General features: G+C 71.5%; 6 protein-coding genes. 5 read left to right on the top strand and 1 reads right to left on the bottom strand.

The window, feature by feature from the left end:
• Positions 1-85 precede the first annotated feature (85 nt).
• A complete protein-coding gene (locus IE249_RS40245) occupies positions 86-1084 on the bottom strand; it encodes an SCO2400 family protein (RefSeq protein WP_444544798.1) in 999 nt (332 codons plus the stop codon).
• A gap of 201 nt (positions 1085-1285) precedes the next feature.
• On the opposite strand from IE249_RS40245, the gene IE249_RS00775 reads away from it, so the two are divergent.
• The 5 genes from IE249_RS00775 to IE249_RS35745 all read left to right on the top strand — a co-directional run.
• Positions 1286-2449 (top strand): mandelate racemase/muconate lactonizing enzyme family protein, encoded by a 1164-nt coding sequence (locus tag IE249_RS00775; protein WP_189702797.1) that lies wholly within the window; start codon positions 1286-1288, stop codon positions 2447-2449.
• Positions 2446-3480, top strand: a complete 1035-nt coding sequence (locus IE249_RS00770; protein ID WP_189702796.1) for a zinc-dependent alcohol dehydrogenase — start codon at positions 2446-2448, stop codon at positions 3478-3480. Before IE249_RS00775 ends, IE249_RS00770 begins: the two co-directional genes overlap by 4 nt.
• Before the next feature lie 137 nt (positions 3481-3617).
• Positions 3618-4586: a hypothetical protein gene (locus tag IE249_RS00765; RefSeq protein ID WP_189702795.1), complete on the top strand. Its 969-nt coding sequence runs from the start codon at positions 3618-3620 to the stop codon at positions 4584-4586.
• A 189-nt stretch (positions 4587-4775) separates the two neighbouring features.
• Complete coding sequence (chvE, locus tag IE249_RS00760; RefSeq protein ID WP_189702794.1) at positions 4776-5882, top strand: multiple monosaccharide ABC transporter substrate-binding protein; 1107 nt, start codon at positions 4776-4778, stop codon at positions 5880-5882.
• Positions 5883-5924: 42 nt separating this feature from the next.
• On the top strand, positions 5925-6422 hold a 498-nt coding region (locus IE249_RS35745; protein WP_229857148.1), incomplete at its 3' end, for an ATP-binding cassette domain-containing protein.

Below are 6422 nucleotides of genomic sequence, written 5' to 3'. Positions count from 1 at the left end.
GTCCCTGCGGGACCTGCTGCGGCGGATGCTGAACGCGTAGGCCCGGGGGCCTCTTTGCCCGGGCCCCCGCCGTGCGGGGGCCGGTCTACGTGCACCACCACAGGAACTGTTTGCAGGTCCGGGTCGGCTTCGGGGTCGGGGTGGGGCCGGGCGAGGTGGGTCCGGTGGTCGGGGTGGGCGTCGGGCGGGGGCCCGCCGGGGTCGTGGGGGACGATGCGCCGCCGCCGGCGCCCGTGACGGCGCCCGCGCTCGCCGGGGCCGACTGCCCGGGTGAGCTCGACCCGCTCCTGCCCGGCTCGGGCTTCTTGTCCTTCGCGGAGGCGGAGGGGGACGCGGACTTCGAGGCGTCCGGGGTGCCCGCCGTACCGCCGCCGGGGGCGCCACCGGCCGGCCGGGCGGTCCCGCCCGCGCCCGTTCCCGGGGACGCCGTGGCGGCGCCGTCCGCGGCCGCGCCCGCCTCGGCCGGCCGCGGGCTGGAGAAGCCGGGCAGACCCGGGGCGTCGACACCGAGTTCGGCCAGGCTCAGCCCGCCCGCCGCCAGCACGAACCCCGCACCGATCAGCAACGTCCGCCGCCGACGCCTGCGATGCGCCGCCGCCTTGCGATCCCGCCGACTCGCACCGGCCGCGGCCCGCGCCGGGCGCACAGCGCCCGCAGCATCCACGGCACCCGGATCACCCACGGGACCATCAAGACTCGCCCGCCCCCCGGGGCGCGACGGGCCCGCGGCGCGGGGAGCTCCCGCGGCGTGCGGAGCGCCTTCCGCGCCGGCCCGTCGGCGCCGCTCCGCGCGGGTCTGCGGCTCCGGGTGCGCACTGCCGCCGAGGGCGGCCTCCGGGCCCCCTGCCCAGGCCCCGGCCTCCGTTCCGCTCCCGGCCGCGGCCCCGGGTCCGGTCCCGCCGCCGGCCACGGGTCCAGCCCCCGCCTGCACCCCACCCCGGTGACCGAGCTCTCCGCCGTGGGCACCGACTTGGGCCAGGGGCGCCTCCACGTCGTAGGCGGGCACGCCTTCGGCCGGTGTTCCGCAGCCCGGGCAGACGAGGGCGCCGTTGAGGTGGCGGCGGCACGGGTGGCAGTAGTTCATGACGCCGGAAGAGTAAGTTCCGCGCGGGTAGCGTTCCTAGGGGCCCCTGTGAAGGTTCTGTGGGGGACCGAAAGAGTTCTCGAAAGCCTTGCCGAAACCGTTACCTGTTCGCCCCATTGACACCCCCCACGGCCCATCCTTAATGTCACGCCAGCATTTCGAACGTGTGACGAAATATCGAACAGCTGAGGGGCAACTGCCGTGCGCATCACCGGAATCAGCACACACGTGGTCGGTACGCCGTGGCGCAACCTGACCTACGTCCAGGTGCACACCGACGAGGGGATCACGGGAGTCGGCGAGACCCGGATGCTGGGCCACACCGACGCTCTGATCGGCTACCTGCGGGAGGCCGAGGCCAACCACATTCTCGGATCCGACCCGTTCGCCGTCGAGGACCTGGTGCGCCGGATGAAGTACGGCGACTACGGCCGCGCGGGTGAGATCGTGATGTCCGGCATCGCGGTCGTGGAGATGGCCTGCTGGGACATCAAGGGCAAGGCCCTCGGCGTCCCGGTGTGGCAGTTGCTGGGCGGCAAGGTGACCGACAAGGTCAAGGCGTACGCCAACGGGTGGTACACCACCGAGCGGACCCCGGAGGCGTACCACAAGGCCGCGCAGGGCGTCGTGGAGCGCGGCTACCGGGCACTGAAGATCGACCCCTTCGGCACCGGGCACTTCGAGCTCGACCACGAGCAGACCCTGTACGCCGTCTCGCTGATCGAGGCCGTGCGGGACGCGATCGGCCCGGAGGCCGAGCTGATGCTGGAGATGCACGGCCGCTTCTCCCCCGCCACCGCCGTGCGGCTGGCCCGCGAGATGGCGCCCTTCAAGCCGGCCTGGCTGGAGGAGCCGTGCCCGCCGGAGAACCTCAAGGCGCTGCGGAAGGTCGCCGCCAAGGTGGACATCCCGGTCGCCACCGGCGAGCGCGTCCACGACCGGATCGAGTTCCGCGAGCTGTTCGAGGACCAGTCCGTCGACATCGTCCAGCCGGACGTCGGCCACATCGGCGGCATCTGGGAGACCCGGAAGCTCGCCGCGACCGCCGAGACCCACTACCTGCTGATCGCCCCGCACAACGTCGGCGGCTCCGTGCTCACCGCCGCCTCCCTCCAGGTCGGCTTCACCTCCCCCAACTTCAAGATCCTGGAGCACTTCAACGACTTCGCGGACGCGGAGATCAAGAAGGTGGTCAAGGGCGCCCCGGTGGTGGACCCGGAGGACGGCTGCTTCCACCTCTCCGACGCGCCCGGCCTCGGCGTGGAGCTGGACACCGACGCGGCGGCCGAGTTCCCGCAGCAGCGCGCCCACTTCGACCTGTGGGCCGAGGGCTGGGAGAAGCGCGCCCCGAAGGACGCCCGGTGAGCCGCGAACCGGACCGGGGCGGCACCGCCGGCACCGCCGTCGTCGTCGAGGCCCCCGGCGCGCACCGCCTCGTACCGCACACTCCGCGCGAGCCCGGCCCCGGCGAGGCGCTGGTCGCCGTGCACGCGGCCGGCGTCTGCGGCAGCGACCGCGAGGTGTACCAGGGCAACCGGCCCGAGGGATACGTCCGTTACCCGCTCACACCCGGCCACGAGTGGTCGGGGACGGTCCTGCGGGTGGGCCCCGGAGCGCCCGAGGGCCTCGCCGGCCGCAAGGTGGTGGGCGAGGGCTTCCGCAACTGCCAGGTGTGCGACCGCTGTCACGCGGGCGAGACCACCCTGTGCGGCGCGGGCTACGAGGAGACGGGCTTCACCCGGCCGGGCGCGATGGCCGGCTCCCTCACGCTCCCCGCCCGGCTGCTGCACGTACTGCCCGAGGACGCCGACCTCACCGCCGCCGCCCTGCTGGAGCCCGCCGCCTGTGTCGCGGCCGCCGCGCTGAAGGCGGACGCCCGGCCGGGCGAGCGGGTCGCGGTGGTCGGCACGGGCACGCTCGGGATGTTCGCCGTGCAGTTCCTGCGCGCGAACTCCCCGGCCGAGCTGCTGGTGGTGGGCACCCGCGACGACCGGGAGGAGCTGTCACGGCGCTTCGGCGCGACGGACTTCCGCACCAGGGACCAGGACCTCCCCGGCGACTTCGACGTGGTGATCGAGACCGCCGGTTCGGCGGACGCGGCCCGTACCGCCGCCGGGCTGCTCCGGCGCGGCGGGCGGCTGGTCCTGACCGGCATCCCGGCGCCGGGCGCCCTGGGCCTGGACCCGACCGGCCTCGTCGTACGGCAGCTGGAGGTGCGCACCGTCTTCGGGGCGCCGCCGGAGGCCTGGGCGCACACGGTGCGGGTGTTCGCGGCGGGGCTGATCGATCCGCTGCCGCTCGTCACCCACGAGCTGCCGCTCACCGAGTTCTCGCGCGCCATCGACCTGGTCGGGGCCGGCGACCCGAAGGTGGGCAAGGTGCTGCTCCGGCCCTGACCGTGCGCCGGGCGCGGCGCGACCCGACGGCGCCGCGGCCGGCGCACCACCGGCCCTTTCCGCACCCAGAGACACGAACCTCGTTCGACATACCGAACGAGCATGGAACGAACACGCACACCCCCTAAGGACAGCTTGTGACCGACGCTTCCGCCACGGCAGCCCGCAGGCCCGGTGAGCAGGCGCTCACCACCCTCGGCCTGGGCGCCCCGGCCCCCGACCCCGCCGACGCCTCGCCGCACTCCTTCCCGGGCGGCGGCCGCTGGCGCACCGAGATCCCCTCCTGCGAGGGACCCGAGGCGCTGGCGGTGGTGCTCAAGGAGTCCGCACGGCTCGACGTGCCGATCCACCGGATCAGCCAGGGCAGCGGCGTGTGGATGCTGACCGACGCCGAGATCACCGAGATGGTGGACGCCACCGCCGAACGGGACATCGAACTCTGCCTGTTCACCGGTCCGCGCGGCACCTGGGACATCGGCGGCTCGGTGCGCTCGGACTCGCGCGGCGCGGGGTTGCGCGCCCGCGGCCACGACGCGGTCGCCGGGTGCGTCGAGGACGCCGTACGGGCCGTCGAACTGGGCGTGAAATGCCTGCTGGTGGCCGACGAGGGCGTGCTGTGGACGCTGCACCGGGCGCGTACGGCGGGCATCCTGCCGGCCGACACCACGCTGAAGGTGTCCGCGCTGATCGGCCCGGTCAACCCCGCCGCGTTCGCCGTCTTCGAGCGCCTGGGGGCCGACTCCGTCAATGTGCCCAGCGATCTGACGCTCGATCACCTCACCGAGATACGGCGGGTGTCGGCGGCGCCGATGGACATGTACATCGAGGCGCCCGACGACCTCGGCGGGTATGTGCGGATGTACGAGGTGGCCGAGCTGATCCGGCGCGGCGCCCCGCTCTATCTGAAGTTCGGCCTGTCCAGGGCGCCCGGGATCTATCCGTACGGGCACCAGTTGCGCGAGGTCACGCTGGCCACGGCACGCGAGCGGGTGCGCCGCGGCCGGCTCGCGCTGGACCTGCTCGAGCGCCACGGAGCGGCCGCGGACATGGCTCCGCCGGGCTCCCGGCTGCCGGGCGCACTGAGCCGGTTCGAAACTCCGGCATAACGTTACGGAAACTGGACTTCACAGAAGCCCACACAGCCGCGCACAATCCCACACAACCGTTCTCGGTCGACCACTCGGCTCCATCGGCCCCACCGCGCAGCGCGACCGGCACCACCGGCACCACCCGGCACCACCCCGCTCCACCGCTACCGCCCCGGACCGACCCCGCACACACCAAGGATGACGACCATGCTCAACCGCAGAGCCGCACTCGCCACCATGGCGACCACCGCCTCCCTCGCCCTCGCCCTGACCGCCTGCGGCCAGAACAGCTCGGGCGGCAGCAAGGAGGACAAGGGCAGCGCCAAGGGCGGCACGATCGGCATCGCGATGCCGACCAAGTCCTCCGAGCGCTGGATAGCCGACGGCAACAACGTCGTGAAGAACCTCAAGGCCAAGGGCTACAAGACCAAGCTGGTCTTCGGCGAGGACGACCCGGACACCCAGGTGTCGCAGATCGAGAACCTGATCACCCAGGGCGTCAAGGGCCTGATCGTCGCGGCCATCGACAACAAGTCCCTGAACAACGTGCTGCAGGAGGCCGCGGACGCGCACATCCCGGTCATCGCCTACGACCGGCTGATCCTCGGCTCGAAGAACGTCGACTACTACGCGTCCTTCGACAACACCAAGGTCGGCGAGCTGCAGGCCAGTTACATCGTCGACAAGCTCGGTCTGAAGAACGGCAAGGGTCCCTTCAACATCGAGCTGTTCGCCGGCTCCAACGACGACAACAACACCAAGTACTTCTTCGGCGGCGCGATGAGCGTCCTCAAGCCGTACATCGACAGCAAGAAGCTGGTCGTGCGCTCCGGGCAGACCGCGCTGAATCAGGTCACCACGCTGCGCTGGGACGGCGCCACCGCGCAGAAGCGCATGGACGACATCCTGACCTCCTCCTACAAGAGCCAGCGGGTCGACGCGGTCCTCTCCCCGTACGACGGCATCTCCATCGGTGTGCTGTCCTCGCTGAAGTCGGACGGCTACGGCTCCAAGAGCAAGCCGCTGCCGGTGATCACCGGCCAGGACGCGGAGCTGGCCTCGGTGAAGTCGATCATCGCCGGTGAGCAGACGCAGACCGTCTACAAGGACACCCGCAAGCTCGCCGAGGTCGCCTCGACCATGGTCGACGACGTGCTCAACGGCAAGAAGCCGCAGGTCAACGACACCAAGACGTACGACAACGGCTCCAAGGTCGTGCCGGCCTACCTGCTGCAGCCGGTGAGCGTGGACAAGTCCAACTACGAGGACGTCCTGGTCAAGGGCGGCTACTACACCGACTCCCAGCTCAAGTAACGGCCCGCTCCCACCGACCGCACACGACTGGAAGGCACGACCATGGCGGGACCCGTCCTGGAAATGCGCTCGATCGTCAAGACCTTTCCCGGCGTCAAGGCGCTGTCGGACGTCACCCTGACGGTCCGTCAGGGCGAGGTCCACGCCATCTGCGGCGAGAACGGCGCCGGGAAGTCCACCCTGATGAAGGTGCTCTCCGGCGTCCATCCGCACGGCACCTACGAGGGCGAGATCCTCTTCGAGGGGGAGCTCTGCCGCTTCAAGGACATCCGGGCCAGCGAGCAGCACGGCATCGTCATCATCCACCAGGAACTGGCGCTGGTGCCGTTCCTGTCCATCGCCGAGAACATCTTCCTCGGCAACGAACACGCCCGGCGCGGGTTCATCAACTGGAACGACACGCTCAAGCACGCCACCGAACTGCTGCGCCGGGTCGGTCTCGACGAGCACCCCGAGACCCGGGTCGCCGACATCGGCGTCGGCAAGCAGCAGTTGGTGGAGATCGCCAAGGCGCTGTCGAAGTCGGTGAAGCTGCTGATC

This window comes from Streptomyces anandii JCM 4720, assembly GCF_014650655.1.
In the GTDB taxonomy this organism is placed as follows: Bacteria; Actinomycetota; Actinomycetes; order Streptomycetales; family Streptomycetaceae; genus Streptomyces; species Streptomyces anandii.
This window is presented reverse-complemented; position numbering and strand designations above follow the sequence as displayed.

Excerpts from the sequence above, each read along its gene's own strand:
- IE249_RS40245 (WP_444544798.1), bottom strand. The coding sequence starts at position 1,084 with ATGAACTACTGCCACCCGTGCCGCCGCCACCTCAACGGCGCCCTCGTC.
- chvE (WP_189702794.1), top strand. The coding sequence starts at position 4,776 with ATGCTCAACCGCAGAGCCGCACTCGCCACCATGGCGACCACCGCCTCC.